At 73.7% G+C, this 13,108-nt stretch carries 13 protein-coding genes; 5 read left to right on the top strand and 8 right to left on the bottom strand.

Features of this window, described 5'->3' with window-relative positions; translation table 11 throughout:
- Position 1: 1 nt before the first annotated feature.
- Positions 2–145 (top strand): hypothetical protein, encoded by a 144-nt coding sequence (locus TOK_RS32270; protein ID WP_172457361.1) that lies wholly within the window; start codon positions 2–4, stop codon positions 143–145.
- A 50-nt stretch (positions 146–195) separates the two neighbouring features.
- On the opposite strand, the gene TOK_RS02220 is transcribed toward TOK_RS32270, so the two are convergent.
- The gene (locus TOK_RS02220) at positions 196–429 is read right to left on the bottom strand and encodes a hypothetical protein (RefSeq protein WP_098956078.1); all 234 of its coding nucleotides are present in this window, start codon (positions 427–429) and stop codon (positions 196–198) included.
- A gap of 2 nt (positions 430–431) precedes the next feature.
- Entirely contained in the window at positions 432–1,304 is an 873-nt protein-coding gene (locus tag TOK_RS02215) for a tyrosine-type recombinase/integrase (RefSeq protein ID WP_172457360.1), read from the bottom strand.
- A gap of 59 nt (positions 1,305–1,363) precedes the next feature.
- Between TOK_RS02215 and TOK_RS02210 the strand changes: the two genes are divergently transcribed.
- Entirely contained in the window at positions 1,364–2,674 is a 1,311-nt protein-coding gene (locus TOK_RS02210) for a TerD family protein (RefSeq protein ID WP_098956077.1), read from the top strand.
- Between the two features lie 412 nt (positions 2,675–3,086).
- A complete protein-coding gene (locus TOK_RS02205; RefSeq protein ID WP_374754847.1) occupies positions 3,087–3,938 on the top strand; it encodes a VIT1/CCC1 transporter family protein in 852 nt (283 codons plus the stop codon).
- Here TOK_RS02205 and TOK_RS02200 read toward each other — a convergent pair.
- Complete coding sequence (locus TOK_RS02200; protein ID WP_253258133.1) at positions 3,935–5,977, bottom strand: ATP-dependent Clp protease ATP-binding subunit; 2,043 nt, start codon at positions 5,975–5,977, stop codon at positions 3,935–3,937. The genes TOK_RS02205 and TOK_RS02200 overlap by 4 nt on opposite strands.
- Positions 5,978–6,131: 154 nt before the next feature.
- Here TOK_RS02200 and TOK_RS02195 point away from each other — a divergent pair, with 154 nt between their 5' ends.
- Complete coding sequence (locus TOK_RS02195) at positions 6,132–6,953, top strand: oxygenase MpaB family protein (protein ID WP_098956254.1); 822 nt, start codon at positions 6,132–6,134, stop codon at positions 6,951–6,953.
- A gap of 111 nt (positions 6,954–7,064) precedes the next feature.
- Here the strand turns inward: TOK_RS02195 and TOK_RS02190 are convergent, their stop codons facing one another.
- The 5 genes from TOK_RS02190 to TOK_RS02170 are packed head-to-tail and all read right to left on the bottom strand — an operon-like array spanning position 7,065 to position 12,191.
- Complete coding sequence (locus TOK_RS02190) at positions 7,065–7,574, bottom strand: MaoC family dehydratase (protein ID WP_098956075.1); 510 nt, start codon at positions 7,572–7,574, stop codon at positions 7,065–7,067.
- Positions 7,575–7,607: 33 nt separating this feature from the next.
- The gene (locus TOK_RS02185) at positions 7,608–8,780 is read right to left on the bottom strand and encodes an acyl-CoA dehydrogenase family protein (RefSeq protein ID WP_098956074.1); all 1,173 of its coding nucleotides are present in this window, start codon (positions 8,778–8,780) and stop codon (positions 7,608–7,610) included.
- Between the two features lie 29 nt (positions 8,781–8,809).
- Positions 8,810–10,000: a CaiB/BaiF CoA-transferase family protein gene (locus TOK_RS02180; RefSeq protein ID WP_098956073.1), complete on the bottom strand. Its 1,191-nt coding sequence runs from the start codon at positions 9,998–10,000 to the stop codon at positions 8,810–8,812.
- On the bottom strand, positions 9,997–11,334 hold the full coding sequence (locus TOK_RS02175) for an MmgE/PrpD family protein (protein WP_098956072.1): 1,338 nt from the start codon (positions 11,332–11,334) through the stop codon (positions 9,997–9,999). Before TOK_RS02175 ends, TOK_RS02180 begins: the two co-directional genes overlap by 4 nt.
- On the bottom strand, positions 11,331–12,191 hold the full coding sequence (locus TOK_RS02170; protein ID WP_172457359.1) for a CoA ester lyase: 861 nt from the start codon (positions 12,189–12,191) through the stop codon (positions 11,331–11,333). The genes TOK_RS02175 and TOK_RS02170 overlap by 4 nt, the downstream gene beginning before the upstream one ends.
- A 98-nt stretch (positions 12,192–12,289) precedes the next feature.
- Here TOK_RS02170 and TOK_RS02165 point away from each other — a divergent pair, with 98 nt between their 5' ends.
- The gene (locus tag TOK_RS02165) at positions 12,290–13,057 is read left to right on the top strand and encodes an IclR family transcriptional regulator (RefSeq protein WP_098956070.1); all 768 of its coding nucleotides are present in this window, start codon (positions 12,290–12,292) and stop codon (positions 13,055–13,057) included.
- Positions 13,058–13,108: the final 51 nt, after the last annotated feature.

Genomic DNA, 13,108 nt, shown 5'->3' with positions numbered 1-13,108 from the left:
CGTGTTCGCCGCGGCCAGCATCGCCACCGTCGCCCTCGGCGACGACGTCCTGAGCACCACCGAGATGGTCAACATGGCCCTCGCGGTCCTCGGTGCGTTCGGCGTGTACGTCGTGCCGAACGCCTCGGCCGACGACAAGGTCTGATCAACGACGAAGGGCCCCACGCACCGTGTGGGGCCCTTCTGTCTTTCCGGCTACTCCGCGACGACCAGGTACGGACCGCGGTCCGCGCCCTCGACGACACCCCCCGGCGCGCCGGCAAGATGCTCGATCATCTCGGCGAGCGTCTTCGTCGCCTGACACTCGTCGCAGAGCGCCCCGGTGTAGTCGACGGTGGCCGTCGACCAGCGCACCGGCTCGACCGGGGGCGGCAGCCGGTCCGGCGGGTTGACCTTGCCACATACGTTGCACGCCAGCACCAGTGCCATCGTTACCCTTTCAACATCGACCGGCCCCGCAGTACGCGGTCCCGTTCGGTCCGTCCTGTCTCAACGCCGATGTGCCGCTCCGTCATCCCGCGCGTCGAGTGCCCGAGCAGGGCGCGCACCACGCTGATCGGATCGGCGTGCCGCTCGTCGAGCAGTTGCTCGTAGAGGCAGCGGGCGATACTCCGCCGGACAGTGTGCACGCCTTCGCCGCGAAGATCCTCCGGCGCCACGCCGAGCACGCGGACGAGTTGATCTTTGATGATCGTGTGACAGCCGTGGACCCGGGGTCGAGTCGGGCGGTACACGACCGCGCCCGGCTGGCCGAGCCCGTGTCGGCCCGGGATCACGTACCAGTCCGGCCGCAGCGGCCCGTTGGCCGCGGCGTAGTGAGCGAACCATCGCTCGAGCTCGCTGTGAAGCTCGGCCATGATCGGCAGCACGTCGTCGGTGCGCGTCTTGTGGCGTGTCCAGTCGATCTCGCCGCGGCCCAGGTCGACGTCGCCGACGCGGATCGTCTTGATCTCTCCCGCGCGGCCGCCGGTGTAGGCGGCGAGCGCGCACACCATACGCGAGTACGGGTCCTCGGCTCCCTCGTAGAGGTCGACGAGCTGCTTGATGTCGAGCTGCAACCGCCGGCTCGGCCGGTACCGCACCCGCCGTGTCGTCGGGTTGATCACCTCGCCACGGACGTACGTCATCCGGAACGCCCAGGTGAGGTAGACCTCGAGCGCCGACAAGCTCCGGTTCAGCGCGCCGTCACCCATCGACTCTCGGAGCCCGGGGCCGTCGTGGAACCGCGCGGTGCAGCCGGGTCCGCAGTCGTGCGGACCCCAGATGTAGGTCTCGACGTCGCCCTCACGGAGCGACTTCGGCACGTGGCGCGTGCTGTCCCGCCACCTTGCGAACCGGGTCAGCGTCGACTTCATCGTCCGCCATGTCGAGAGTTCAACCTGTGGTCGACGTCGTCGCAGGAAGTCGTCTACGTGTGCCGACATCCGGATCCGGGGGCCGTGGGCCGTCATGCTTTCCACCCTGTGTCTTGCACGGATCGTTGTCAAACGCGATGCTTGCCTACTGTGTTTTCTTCAACAACCCCACCGGTCCGGGCGTGACCCTGACCGCGACGACGACGGTCGCGATCGACCTCGCCGCCGTCCCCGCCGACGTCGACCGGGTCCTGGTCACCGCGAGCACCGAGGCGCAGGGGGCCCGGTTCGGCGACGCCGCCGGGGCGGTCGCGGACATCCGCGGCAGCGACGAGCTGCGCCTGGACCTCGGAGGCCTCACGACCGAGACCGTCGTGCAGGTCGTGGCGCTCTACCGGCGCGGCGCGGGATGGCGGCTCGACGCCATCGCCCAGGGCTACACCGCGGGCCTCGCCGCGCTGGCCGAGGAGCTGGGCATCGACGTCGGCGACGACGGACCCGCACCCGTGGCCGCGGCACCGGCCGCCGCGGTACCCGACGCTCCGGCACCGGCGGCCCCCGCGGCGCCGGCCGTCTCGTTCGAGAAGGTGCGGATCTCCCTGGCCAAGGACGCACCCGACAAGACGGCCCGCATCGACCTGCGCAAGAGCGGCGGCGAGCCCGGCTGGGTGCTCACCGTCGGCCTCGAGTGGGACGGCCGCGGCGCCAGGTACGGCCGCGACGGCGCCGTCAAGAAGTACGGCACCGGCGACCTCGACGTGTACTTCTTCTGCCGCAACGAGGTCACCGGCGAGTACGTGGTGATCAGCGGCGAGCAGGGCCACCGCGGGAGCCTGGAGCAGTGGCCGCACGTCCACCACCTGGGCGACAGCCTCGGCCCCGGCGGCAACGGCCGGCCCGCCACCGAGCAGGTGCGGATGACCCCCACCGAGAACGGCGACATCCTCGTCAACGTCTACCAGAGCGTCGACAACGGGGCGGGCGCCATCGACACCTTCGGCCGGCCCCGCGTCGCGGTCCGCTACGGCCGCGCCGGTGCCGACGGCCTCCCCGGGCCCGACGCCGACGAGATCGTCGTCGAGGTCGGCAACGGCAGGAACTCGTTCTGGGCCACCGTCGCCCACATCGACGTCGAGGGCGGGGTGCTCTCCGTCGACGGCGAGACCCGCTACAGCGCCTTCGCCAGCGAGCGGATGCCCGGGCTCGACACGGCGGGCCACTGGGTGCGCAAGCCCAAGGACGGCCCCGTCGGCCGCAGCAAGAAGGCCAACGGCGGCGTCGGGCTGACCCGATACGACGGGATGTGCCCGCCGGCGTAGTGCCCCCGCCCTGTGAGGCCGCCGACTTCCTGCAATCCGGGGGCGGGTCGGGCGCGGACCCCGGGGACGGGCCGGCGGCGCGTCACGCCGTTCGGTGATCGCCGCGGGGGCGCGTTGTGGCACCGTGCTGTCCGGCGCCGCGGGCGCCGGAAGGTGGTGCGCGATGACGGTCGACCGGGCCCCCGGCACGGGTGGAGAGCCGTCACGGGCGTCGGTACGGCGATGGCGGCGGATGCTGGCCGACGAGCGGGCGGAGTCGCGGCTCTACCGCGACCTCGCCCGGCGCCGCACCGGGGAGGACCGCGCGATCCTGCTCGGGCTGGCGCAGGCCGAGGAACGCCATGCGGCGCACTGGGAACGCAAGCTCGGACCCGACGTCGGGCGTGTCCCGCGTCCGGGCCTGCGCAGCCGGATGCTCGCCGTGCTGGCGCGTCGTTTCGGGTCTGTGTTCGTGCTGGCGCTGGCGCAGCGCGCGGAGAGCCGCTCGCCGTACGCGACCGAGCCCGAGGCGACCGCGACGATGGCGGCCGACGAGCGCATCCACGAGGAGGTGCTGCGCGGGCTCGCGGCGCGGGGCCGGGCGCGGGTCTCGGGCACCTTCCGGGCGGCGGTCTTCGGTGCGAACGACGGGCTCGTCAGCAACCTGGCGCTCGTCCTCGGGGTGTCGGGTGCGGGTGCGACCGCGCGGACCGTGCTGCTGACCGGCATCGCCGGGCTGCTGGCTGGCGCGTTGTCGATGGGCGCGGGGGAGTACGTGTCGGTGCGCTCGCAGCGGGAGCTGCTGGAGGTGTCGGCGCCGGAGCTGTCCGACGCCCCCCAGGTGCTCCCGCACCTCGACATCGACGAGAACGAGCTCGCACTGGTCCTGCGGGCACGTGGGCTGTCGGAGGACGAAGCGGCGGTGCGGTCGCGGGAGATGCTGCAGACGTTCGACCCCGCCGTCGGGCTCCGCGCCGGCCCGGGAGCCGACGACGAGCACGAGACCGTCGGCACCGCGGTCGCGGCGGCGGCGTCGAGCTTCGGGTTCTTCGCCTCGGGGGCGGCGATCCCGATCCTGCCGTTCGTGTTCGGGGGCGCGGGACCGCTCGCCTACGTCGTCTCGGCGGTGCTGGTGGGGCTGGCGTTGCTGGCGACGGGCGCGACGGTCGGCCTGCTGTCGGGCGGCCCGCCGCTGCGCCGCGGGCTGCGCCAGCTGCTCATCGGCGCCGTGGCGGCGGGCGTGACCTACGGCCTCGGGCTCCTGTTCGGGACGGTCCTGGGTTAGCCCGCCGTGAAGGTCAGTGCCGTGTCGTCGGGGCCGGTGACGTCAGCCCGCACCGCGCCCCCCGCCGCGACGTCGCCGGCGATGACCATGCGCGAGAGGCGCCGTTCCAGCTCGCGGACGATGGTGCGGCGCAACGGCCGCGCACCCAGCCCCGGCTCGTGGCCGCGGCGCGCCAGCCACGCCACCGCGGCGTCGCTCACCTGCAGTGTGATGCCCTGCGCGGCGAGCCGGGCCGTGGTCTCGGCCAGCATGAGTGCGGTGATGGCGCGCAGGTCGTCGTCGCCGAGCGGGTGGAACGGGACGACGTCGTCGATGCGGTTGAGGAACTCCGGCCGGAAGTGCATGCGGGCCGCCGCGAGCAGCGTCTCCCGCGTCGGGGAGCCGGCTCCGGGCAGCAGCGGGGCGCCCAGGTTGCTGGTCATGACGACGACGGCGCGGGTGAAGTCGACCGTGCGCCCGTGGGAGTCGGTGAGCCGGCCCGCGTCGAGCACCTGCAGCAGCGTGGCGACGACCTCGGCGTGCGCCTTCTCGATCTCGTCGAACAGCACGACGGCGTAGGGGGCGCGCCGGATCGCCTCGGTGAGCTGGCCGGGCTCGTCGAAACCGGCGTGCCCGGGCGGCGCACCGACCAGCCGGTACGCACCGGCGCGGTCGGAGTACTCGCTCATGTCGAAGCGCAGCAACGCGTTCTCGGTGTCGAACAAGGCGTCGGCCAGCGCCCGGGCCAGCTCGGTCTTGCCGACGCCCGTCGGCCCGAGGAACAGGAACGATCCCACCGGCCGCCCGGGATGGGCGAGTCCGGCGCGGCCGGATCGGACGGCGTCGGCGACCGCGGACACGGCCTCGTCCTGGCCGACGATCCTGCGGTGCAGGACGGTCTCGAGGTCGAGCAGCCGGCGCCGGTCGCCTGCGGTGAGCCGGGCGACCGGGATGCCTGTGCTCTCGGCGAGCACCGCGGCGACGTCGTCGGCGGTCACGGTCAGCGACCCGGGCCCGTCGGCCGCGGCGGACGCGTCGTCGATCTCGCGGGTGAGCAGCAGCGCACGCTCGTAGTCCTCGGCGTCGACGGCGACGTCGCGGGCCCGGCGCAGGCCCTCGACGTGCGCGGAGTCGGCGCCGCCGCCGGTGCGGGAGGCGCGGATGCGGGCCCGGGCCCCGGCGCGGTCGACGAGGTCGATCGCCTTGTCGGGCAGGAACCGGTCCGTGAGATGGCGGTCGGACAGCTCGGCGGCGGCGACGAGCGCGTCGTCGTCGATGGTGATGTCGTGGTGGGCCTCGTAGCGGGCGCGCAGCCCGCGCAGGATCGTCACCGTCGCCGCGACCGTCGGCTCGGGGACCCGGACCGGAGCGAGGCGGCGTTCCAGCGCGGCGTCGCGCTCGATGTGGCGCCGGTAGTCGGCGACCGTGGTCGCCCCGACCAGCTGCAGCTCCCCGCGGGCCAGGGCGGGCTTGATGATGGTCGCCGCGTCCATCGCGCCACCTTCGGCCGCGCCGGCGCCGACGACGGCGTGCAGCTCGTCGACGAACAGCACGATCCCGCGCTTCGCGGCGACGACCTCGTCGACGACCTGGGTGAGCCGCTGCTCGAAGTCGCCGCGGTAGCGGGTGCCGGCGACGAGCCCGGCCAGGTCGAGCGCGACCACCCGCACCCCGGCGAGGGCGGGTGGGACGTCGCCGTCGGCGATGCGTTGCGCGATGCCCTCGACGACCGCGGTCTTGCCGACGCCCGGGTCGCCGACGAGCACCGGGTTGTTCTTGGTGCGCCGCGCCAGCACCTCCAGGACCTGCGCGATCTCGTCGTCGCGGCCGATGACCGGGTCGAGCTCACCGGCGACGGCGGCGGCGGTGAGGTCGCGGCCGAACCGGTCGAGCTTCGGTGTGCGGACGCCCGTCCGGGCACCGGGCCGGGGCTGTTGTTGCTGCCGCGGGGCGTCCTCGCGCGGTTCGCCGAGCGAGGTGCCCAGCGTCGAGCCGAGGTTGTCGATCAGCCGCTCGACGATGTCGTCGAAGGGGCCGAAGTCGGGACGCTCTGATGCCACGCCCTCCACAGTCCTCCGATCCGGGCGATTCGGCACGTCGCCGCAGAAGTCGCCCGCAGGAGTCGCCCGCAGAAGTCGCCCCAGGAGCCAGCCGCCGCAGGATGCGGCGCGAACTCGGGTCGCCGTCGTGGGCGCGGGATGGTGTCCTGGAGGCATGCTGGATCGTATGGACCACGGCCTGTTCGGCCCCACGTCGGTGACGTGGCGGGTGCACCTGGAACCGGTCATGTGGATCGCCGGGATGCGAGCGCTGCTGCTGCAGTCGCTCCAGCCCGACGTCATGCGCGCGACCTGGCAGAACTCCGCCCTGTTCGACCCCAAGAAGGCCTACCCGCGGTTCCAGCGGACCGTCGAGTTCGTCGGCACCCGCACGTTCGGCAGCCGCGCCGAGGTCGAGGCGGCGGCGTCCAGGGTGCGGCGGCTGCACTCGTCGCTGACCGCGGTCGACCCCGACACCGGGCGCCGGTTCCGGGTCGACGCGCCCGCGGGCCTGCTGTGGGTGCACTGCGCGGAGATCGACTCCTACGTCGACATCGCCCGACGCTCGGGCATCCTCGATCCCGCCGAGGCCGACGACTACGTCGCCGAGAGCGTGCGGGCCGCCGAGGTGATCGGCGTCGACCCGGTGTCGGTGCCGCGTACGCGCGCCGAGCTCGCCGACTACTTCGCGTCCGTGCGCCCGACGCTGCGGCTCACCGAGGAGGCGACGCGCGGCGTCGCGAACCTGCTGGCACCGAGGGGGGAGGCGCCGCGCTGGACCAAGACCGCGATCTCGACGGTGTCCACGCTCGCCGTCGCGACCCTGCCGCGCTGGGCACGCCGCCTCTACGGCCTGCCCGGGCTGCCGACCACCGACCTCGCGACGGCCGCGACCCTGCGCGCGGTCCGCACCGCGACGCGGCTGCTGCCCGACATCCCCGCCCCGCCCGAGATCCGCGAGGCACGTCGGCTGGTGAAGGCGGCCGGCGGCGCTTGAAAGGCAGGCCGCCGCCCCGTGAGTGGCGATGGTCGCGAGGATGCCGGGAAGGTGTGACGGGCGGGGTCGTGAATGGCAACGGTCGCCATGGCGACCATCGCCGCTCACAGGTCATGAGGTGGCGTCGGAGCCCGCGTCGCCGGCGGTGCCCGGGCGGTGGCCCTTCTTGTAGACCATGACGGTCCGCCGGAAGGTCATGATCGTCGTGCCGTCCTGGTTGAAGCCCTCGGTGCGGACGGTGAGCAGACCGGCGTGCGGCCGCGACCTCGACTCCCGCTTCTCGACGATCTCGGTGCGCGAGTAGACGGTGTCGCCCTCGAACACCGGGTTGGGGATCTTGACGTCGTCCCAACCGAGGTTGGCGATGACGTTGTGCGAGATGTCGCGCACGCTCTGCCCGTTGACCAGCGCGAACGTCAGCGTCGAGTTGACCAGCGGCTTGCCGAACTCGGTCTGCGCGGCGAAGTGGTGGTCGAGGTGGGCGGCCGCGGTGTTCTGGGTGAGGAGGGTGAACCAGATGTTGTCGGTCGTGGTGATGGTGCGGCCGACGCCGTGCTCGTAGACGTCGCCTGCGACGAAGTCCTCGAAGAAGTGGCCGGTCGAGGTGTGGTGCACGGTCACGGGGAGAGTCCTCCTGCGGGGTGTGGGAACGGATCAGAACGAGCGCGGCATGCCCAGCACGTGCTGGCCGATGTGGGCGAGGATGAGGTTCGTCGAGATCGGCGCGATCTGGTACAGCCGGGTCTCGCGGAACTTGCGCTCGATGTCGTACTCGGTGGCCATGCCGAACCCGCCGTGGGTCTGCAGGGCGGCGTTGGCGGCCTCCCACGAGGCGTCGGCGCCCAGCAGCTTCGCCATGTTGGCCTCGGCGCCGCAGGGCTGCCCGGCGTCGAAGAGGTCGGCGGCCTTCCAGCGCATCAGGTCGGCGGCCTCCACGTGGACGTGGGCGCGGGCAATGGGGAACTGGATGCCCTGGTTCTGGCCGATGGGCCGGTCGAACACGACGCGGTCGGTCGCGTACTTCGACGCCCGCTCGACGAACCAGCGGCCGTCGCCGATGCACTCCGCGGCGATGAGGATCCGCTCGGCGTTCATCCCGTCGAGGATGTAGCGGAAGCCCTTGCCCTCCTCGCCGACCAGCGAGCTCGCGGGGATGCGGGCGTCGTCGAAGAACACCTCGTTGGTCTCGTGGTTGACCATGGCGCGGATGGGCTTGACGGTGATGCCCTCGACCTCACGCATGTCGATCAGGAACATCGACATGCCGTCGGACTTCTTGGCCACCTTGTCGAGCGGGGTGGTGCGGGCGAGCAGCAGCATCAGGTCGGAGTGCTGGACCCGGGAGGTCCACACCTTCTGCCCGTTGACGACGTAGGAGTCGCCGTCGCGGCGCGCGAACGTCCGGATCCTGGTGGTGTCGGTGCCGGCGCCGGGCTCGGTGACACCGAAGGCCTGCAACCGGATCGCGCCGCTGGCGATGCCCGGCAGGTACTGCTCGCGCTGCTCGGCGCTGCCGTGCCGCAGCACCGCGCCCATCGTGTAGAGCTGGGCGTGGACCGCGGCGGAGTTGCCGCCGTTGCGGTTGATCTGCTCGACGATCACCGTCGCGTCGCCCAGGCCGAGGCCCAGGCCGCCGTACTCCTCGGGGATGAGCGCGCCCAGCACCCCGGTGCCGGTGAGCGCGTCGACGAACGCCTCCGGGTAGGAGTGCGTCTCCTCCAGCTCGCGCCAGTAGGCGTCGGGGTGGTCGCGGCAGACGCGGTCGATGAGCTCGCGCAGGTCCCGGCGGACCTCGCTCTCGGTGGTCAGGATGTCGGTGGCAGTCATGGGGGTCGGGTTCCCTTCCGGTGAGATCGTCAGACGATGCCGCGGTCGCGCAGCGCCGCGATCTCGTCGGGGGTGTGGCCCAGGCGGGCGAGTACGGCGTCGGTGTGCGCGCCGAGGGCGGGGACGGACCCGAGGTCGGGCCGCTCGTCGGTCCGGCCGGGCAGGCCGGGCGGGAACAGCGTGCGGGCCGGGCCCGTCGGGGTCTCGGTGTCGACCCAGCGGTCGCGCTCCACCAGCTGTGGGTGCGCCGGCAGGTCGGCGAGGTCGTTGAGCCGTGACTGCGCGATGCCGGCCTTGTCCAGCAAGGCCTGCGCGTCTGCCGTGGGCAGCGCGGCGAACCGGGCGCCGATCAGGGCGTCGAGCTCGGAGCGGTTGCCGATGCGGTCGTGGTTGCTCGCGAACCGCGGGTCGTCGGCGACGGCGGGGTCGCCCAGCACGATCTCGCACAGCCGTCGCCACTCCCGGTCGTTCTGCACCGCGACGAGGACGGGTGTGCCGTCGGCGGAGGTGAACGCACCGTAGGGGGCGATCGTCGGGTGGGTGGTGCCCATCCGCGGCGGCGTCGTCCCGCCGTACATCGCGTAGTACAGGGGATAGGAGAGCCACTCCGAGAGCGAGTCGAACAGTGCGACGTCGACGGGCAGCGCCACACCGGTGCGGTCGCGGTGCACCAGCGCGGCGAGGATGCCGGAGTAGGCGTACATGCCGGCGGAGATGTCGGCGATCGAGATGCCGACCTTGGCCATCTCCTCCGGCGAGCCGTTGACCGAGATCATCCCCGTCTCGCCCTGGACGAGCAGGTCGTAGGCCTTGGCGTCACGCATCGGCCCGCCCGTGCCGTAGCCGCTCAGCCCGCACGCGACGACGTGCGGGTGCCGCACCTGCACCGCCGCGGTGTCGAGGCCGGCCCGCACCGCCGCGGCGGGTGCGAGGTTCTGCACGAACACGTCGGCGTCGGCGAGCAGCCGCTCCAGGACGTCCTGGCCCTCGGCCGACTTGAGGTCGAGCGTCACCGACTCCTTGCCGCGGTTGAGCCACAGGAACACGCTTGACGTGCCGTTCACGGTGCGGTCGTAGGCCCGGGCGAAGTCGCCGCCGCCGGGCCGCTCGATCTTCACGACGCGGGCGCCGAGGTCGGCGAGGTGGCGCGTGGCGAACGGGGCCGCGACGGCCTGCTCCACCGTCACGACGGTGACCCCCGCGAGCGGGCGGACCGTCATCGCACGCCTGCCCGGGCGAGGTCGGACAGGCTGTCCCACACCGCGTCCGCGTCGGCGGCGTGGCCGCCGCGGGCGAGGCAGTCGTCGAACTTGGCGCGCACCGCGCCGGTCCCCGCCGGCCGGGTCGCGTGCCCGCGCGGCGCGGGGCAGTGCGAAGTGTGCGCCGCCCCGTCCCTGGTGCGGACGACGACCTCCGCGCTGAACTCCAGGCCGTCGCCGGAACCGCTGGGCGGCAACGACTCCGCCGACGTCACCCGCGCTGCGAGGTCGGCGACGCCCGCGCGGGTGACGGCCTCGTCGGTGAACGACGACAGCCGCAGCTCCCCGTCGGACAGGCAGGCGGCGACGACGTAGCCCATCGAGAACTTGCCCTCCAGCTCCGTCGCCGGCGGCCGCGTGATGAGGGGTCGCAGCCCACCGGGGGGTACCCGCACCGCGACGCTCTCGACGTCCTCGGCGCGCACGCCCGCGGCGACGAGGTCCAACGCCGCGTCGGCCGGAGCGTGGGTGGCGTAGCAGCAGGCGTGCAGCTTGACGTTGACGGCTGCGGGCCCGGGATCGGCGAGCACCCCCAGCGCGCGGTCCGCGGCGGCCGTGAGGTCCGGCTGGTCGGAGAACAGCGCGAGGTAGCCCAGCGGGCTGTCGAGCTGGTCGGCGTCGGCGGTGAACCCGGCGGCCGCGAGCCGGGCGGCGAACACCCCGTCCGCGGCGGCGGTACCGGCGTGCAGCGGCTTGGTCATCGACCCGAAGTTGCGACGGCTCCCCGCCGCCCGTGACGCCGCGATCCCCAGCGCGTGCCGGGTCGTCGCGGCGTCGAGACCCAGCAGCACCGCGGCGACCGCGGCTGCCCCCGGCACCCCGAGCGTGGCCGTCGAGTGCCAGCCGCGCGCATAGTGCGGGCCGATGCCCAGCCCCGCCGCGAGTGCCCGCTCGACGACGAGCCCGCGCCAGTAGGCCTCCACCACGTCGGGCCCCGACGCGCCCACCGACTCCGCGACCGCCAGCAGCGCCGGCACCAGCACGGTGCTCGGATGTCCGGTGAGCGCGTCGTCGACGTCGTCGAAGTCCAGGGCGTGCCCCGCGGTGCCGTTGACCAGGGCGGCGGTGCGCTCGTCGGTGCGGGTGTCCTTCGCGCCGAGCACCCGGCACGGTCCGCCGGGCAGCGGGCCCAGCGCGTCGAGCAGCCGCGTCACCGCGGGCTCCGACGTCGCCGCCAGCGCGCAGCCGACCGTGTCCAGCACCGCCGCCGTCGCGAGTGCGGCGATCTCGTCGGTCGCGTGCCGCGCCGGGTCGGCGACGAACTCCGCGAGCGCGGGCGTCAGCCGGGCGCTCACGACGCCGCTCCGGCCAGCAGCGCCCGGGCGCGGCGGGTGATGGGCTCGTCGACGAACGTGCCGTCGGCCAGCCGGGCCACCCCCGACCCGGCCGCGGCGGCCGCCTCCGCGGCGGCGACGACCTCGCGGGCCCACCGCAGTGTCGCCGCGTCCGGGGCGAACTCCGCGTGCACGGCGGGCAGCTGCGCCGGGTGGATCGCGGCCTTGCCCCCGAAGCCCAGCGTGCGGGCGACCCGGACCGAGCACACCAGCCCCGCCGCGTCGTCGACGTTGAGGTACGGGCCGTCGATCGGCGGCAGCAGGCCGGCGGCGGCCGACGCCAGGACGAGGTGCGCCCGGGCGTGCGCGAGCTCGGTGCCCTCCGCGGTGACGGTGACGCCCAGCTCCGCGGACAGGTCGGCGGGGCCGAACAGCAGCGTCGTCACCCGGGGCGAGGCGGCGGCCGTGGCGCGGGCGTCGAGGATTCCGGTGGCGGTCTCCGCGATCGCGACGATCGCGAGGTCCTCGGGGGCGTCGTGCTCGGCCAGCAGCCGGTGCAGCTCCGCGACGCCGTCGGGGGAGGACATGGGCAGCACCACCGCGTCCAGCGACCCGAACGCCGGGGCGAGCGCGGCGACGTCGTCGACGATGTACGGGGTGCCCGCGGCGTTGACCCGGACCATCACGCTGCCGGTGACGCGCCCCGCGACCAGCAGCTCTGCCAGCGAGGCGCGGGCCCCGGCCTTCGAGTCGGGGGCGACGGCGTCCTCGAGGTCGGCGACGATCGCGTCGGCACCGCGGGACGGGGCGGACAGCACCCTGTCGGTGCGGTCGGCCGGGACGAACAGGACGCTCCGGTAGCTCTGGCGGAGGGTCACGATGCCCCTTCCTGTCGTTCCGGCTGTTGGAACGACGTATCGGCTGTGCGTACGATTGTCGGCACGGCGCCCGAGGGGCGTCAAGGCGGGAGGGGTTCATGTCACGTGCTGCAGGCGAGACGGGCGTCCAGAGCGCGCTGAGCACCCTGCGCATCCTCGAGGAGGTCGCGCGCCGCCAGCCCGTCGGCGTCTCCGAGCTCGCCCGGGTCGCCGACATGCCCAAGAGCTCGGTCCAGCGCTACCTCGCCACCCTGCAGCAGGCGGGCTGGCTGCGTGTCGTCGACATCGAACGGGTCCGGTGGGGGCTCACCGCGAAACCGATCGGCATCGGGCTGCGCGCCGCGGGGGAGGGCGGGATGCGGGAGGCGGCGCTCCCCGCGATGCGCGCGCTGTCCCGGCAGACCGACGAGACGGTCCACCTCGCGATGCGCGACGACAACGCGCTCGTCATCGTCGCCCGCCGCGACGGCACCCAGACCGTGCGCACCTACGTCGAGCTGGGCACCATCGCGCCCCTGCACGGCACCGCCAGCGGGCTGTCGATCCTCGCGAAGCTGCCAGACGCCGAGGTCGAGGCGGTGATCGCCGCCGGGCTCGACGGCCACACCGGCACCACCATCGTCGACGCCGACGCCCTGCGCGCCGAGGTCGCCGCCACCCGCGAGCGCGGGTACGCCGTCAACGCCGCCAGCTGGTGGCGTCCGCACGTCGCCGCGATCGGCGCCGCGATCACCGACGCGGCGGGCCGACCGGTCGCCGCCTTCGCGCTGTCGATCCCGACGGTCCGCTTCGATGTCGCCGACGCCGGCCGCCTCGGCGCCCTCACCGTCGCCGCCGCCGACCAGGTCTCCGACCTGCTGGACTGAGGCGCTGCACGCCCGGGCGACACACCTCGCGGGGGCCTGCAAGCCGCAATC

It is taken from the genome of Pseudonocardia sp. N23 (assembly GCF_002583555.1).
Lineage (GTDB): Bacteria > Actinomycetota > Actinomycetes > Mycobacteriales > Pseudonocardiaceae > Pseudonocardia.
This window is presented reverse-complemented; position numbering and strand designations above follow the sequence as displayed.

Bases quoted from the DNA above. Each gene is read 5' to 3' on its own strand.
- TOK_RS02180 (WP_098956073.1), bottom strand. From the start codon at position 10,000: ATGACGGTCCGCCCGCTCGCGGGGGTCACCGTCGTGACGGTGGAGCAG.
- TOK_RS02205 (WP_374754847.1), top strand. From the start codon at position 3,087: ATGCTCGCCGTGCTGGCGCGTCGTTTCGGGTCTGTGTTCGTGCTGGCG.
- TOK_RS02210 (WP_098956077.1), top strand. From the start codon at position 1,364: ATGTCGAGAGTTCAACCTGTGGTCGACGTCGTCGCAGGAAGTCGTCTA.
- TOK_RS02165 (WP_098956070.1), top strand. From the start codon at position 12,290: ATGTCACGTGCTGCAGGCGAGACGGGCGTCCAGAGCGCGCTGAGCACC.
- TOK_RS02195 (WP_098956254.1), top strand. From the start codon at position 6,132: ATGCTGGATCGTATGGACCACGGCCTGTTCGGCCCCACGTCGGTGACG.
- TOK_RS02185 (WP_098956074.1), bottom strand. From the start codon at position 8,780: ATGACTGCCACCGACATCCTGACCACCGAGAGCGAGGTCCGCCGGGAC.
- TOK_RS02220 (WP_098956078.1), bottom strand. From the start codon at position 429: ATGGCACTGGTGCTGGCGTGCAACGTATGTGGCAAGGTCAACCCGCCG.